2 protein-coding genes and 1 pseudogene are annotated in these 2,227 nt (G+C 72.7%); 1 reads left to right on the forward strand and 2 read right to left on the reverse strand.

All coding sequences use genetic code 11. From position 1 onward, the window contains the following. Positions 1-305, reverse strand: a pseudogene (locus tag CCN51_RS35390) (hypothetical protein); the annotation flags it as partial. Between the two features lie 221 nt (positions 306-526). On the opposite strand from CCN51_RS35390, the gene CCN51_RS35395 reads away from it, so the two are divergent. Next, positions 527-1,723, forward strand: a complete 1,197-nt coding sequence (locus CCN51_RS35395) for a L,D-transpeptidase family protein (RefSeq protein WP_055413906.1) — start codon at positions 527-529, stop codon at positions 1,721-1,723. 184 nt (positions 1,724-1,907) lie between these two features. Here CCN51_RS35395 and CCN51_RS35400 read toward each other — a convergent pair. Further along, positions 1,908-2,227 (reverse strand): amidohydrolase family protein (locus CCN51_RS35400; RefSeq protein WP_143675985.1); only part of this gene is annotated, 320 nt, incomplete at its 5' end.

The raw sequence follows: 2,227 nt of genomic DNA on the forward strand, positions 1-2,227 counted from the left end.
GCGATGTCGTCGAAGCGGCCGTGCGCCACGGGCTGCGGCGTCCTGGTCCAACCGCTGCCGTTCCAGCGCAGGGCGAGTGGCGACCAGTCGGTCACATCGATCCCGGCCGTCCATGTCGAGCCCTCGGCGCTGGAGATGTCGTAGAGAACAGCCTCGCTCAGGCCCTCCGGCACAACGGCACGCCACGAGGCGGTCCGGGCGGTCGCCGGGGCGGCGCCGATCGTTAACGCGACCACCGCGGCGGCCAGGGCCACGGCGACACGGCGTCGGCGGACGGCGCCGCCGCGAGGAGTGGTGTCGGACAAGGAGATCCCCTTCTTCTGGTTCCTCTTCTTCTGGTTCCTCGGATTCGGAACGCGGGGAACGCTCACAGCCGCCCATGACCGCGCCGCTCGGCGAATGTGACCGGACGATGACCGTTCCTCTGCAGCTGCTGTCACATGGCCGCGAAGGCCGATTCACGGGCTTTTCGCGGCTTAGAGTCCCGAGCGTCCCGTCATCTCCCCGACCTTCACGGAGGTTTCCGTTGCGCCAGATACATGTGCGCCCCGCCGCCGCGGCCACGGCCGCCGCCGCCCTGCTGACCGCCGCGCTGACCGGCTGCTCCTCCGGCGGGTCGACCCCGGCGAAGGCGGACGCGAAGGTCGGCGGCGGAGGCTCGGGCGGCGGCAAGGCGGTGACGGTCACCGTCACGCCCCGGAAGGCGGGCGAGCCGGTCAAGGTCGCCGCGAGCGGCGGGACCCTCGCCTCGGTGGCCGTCACCGACGGCCACGGTGGCAGGCTCAGCGGCGCGGTGTCGCACGACCGCCGGACCTGGACCTCGGACCGCAACGCCGCGCCCGGCACCACGTACACGGTCAAGGCGGCCACCCGTGCCGAGGGCGGCGCCGCGGGAAACGCGAAGTCCACCTTCACCACCGCCGCGGCGGGCCTGGTCAACAAGGTGGACTGGCGGCCGGGCGATGACACCACGGTCGGCGTGGCGCAGCCGATCTCCCTCGTCTTCGACCGCCCGGTGGCGAACAAGGCCGCGGTGGAGAAGCAGCTCAAGGTCACCACCTCCAACCACACCGAGGGCTCCTGGGGCTGGATGAAGGACTGGTCGGGGAACGACCGGGTGGACTGGCGGCCCAAGGAGTACTGGCGGCCCGGCACCCGGGTCACCCTGGACGCCCGGCTCAACGGCACCGACTCGGGCGCGGGCGGCGGCTGGTTCGTACGCGACTACAAGCTCGGCTTCACCGTCGGCGCCCGGCAGGTGGTCAAGGTCGACCTCGACAGCAAGCGCCTCACCCTGGAGCGCGACGGCAAGGCGGTGAAGACCTTCCCGGTCTCCGGCGGCACCCCCGGCGCCGACACCGGCTCCTGGCGGGGCACGGAGGTGCTGATGGCCAAGGAGGGCACCATCCGGATGAACTCCGAGACCGTCGGCCTCGGCAACGCCTACGACGAGACGGTCGACTACTCGATGCGGCTGACCTGGTCGGGGACGTACGCACACGCCGCGCCCTGGAACGCCGCCTACTTCGGCAAGGCCAACAGGAGCCACGGCTGCATCGGCATGAGCGACGCCAACGCCGCATGGCTCTACGAGCATGCTCGGGTCGGCGACCCGTTCGAGGTCAAGGGCGCGGAGACCAAGGGGCAGGTGGCGCTGAACAACGGCTTCGGCGACTGGAACGTCGGCTGGGATGAGTGGCGGGCCAAGAGCGCCCTGCGCTGACCCGGGCCCGGACCTGGGCCAAGCGGCCTGCGCTGACGGGATCCGGCCCCGCGCGCCCTCGGCCCCAGGAAGGCTCAGCCCGCTCAGCCCGCTCAGCCCGCTCAGCCCGCTCAGCCCGCTCAGCCGGTCAGCCGGTCAGCCCGCTCAGCCGGTCAGCCGGTCAGCCGGTCAGCCGGTCAGCCGGTCAGCCGTCGGCCACGATACGGGCGAGCCGGCGCGCCTCGTCGCGGGCGCGGCGCGCGATGTCGTCCTCGTCGGCGGTGAGCAGCCGCCCCGACTCCACCACCGGACGGCCGTCCACAAGCGACAGGGTCACCGGCGCCGGCGGGCCGAGGACCAGCGCCGCGACCGGGTCGGCGATCGTGGAGTGGCCGAGGCCGTCCAGCTTCCACAGCACCAGGTCGGCCAGTTTGCCCGGCTCCAGGGAGCCGATCTGCTCGTGGCGGCCGAGCACCCGCGCCCCGCCGTGGGTGCCAAGGCGGAGCGCCTGACGGGCGTTCAGCG

This window comes from Streptomyces milbemycinicus (assembly GCF_002154605.1).
Taxonomy (GTDB): domain Bacteria; phylum Actinomycetota; class Actinomycetes; order Streptomycetales; family Streptomycetaceae; genus Streptomyces; species Streptomyces milbemycinicus.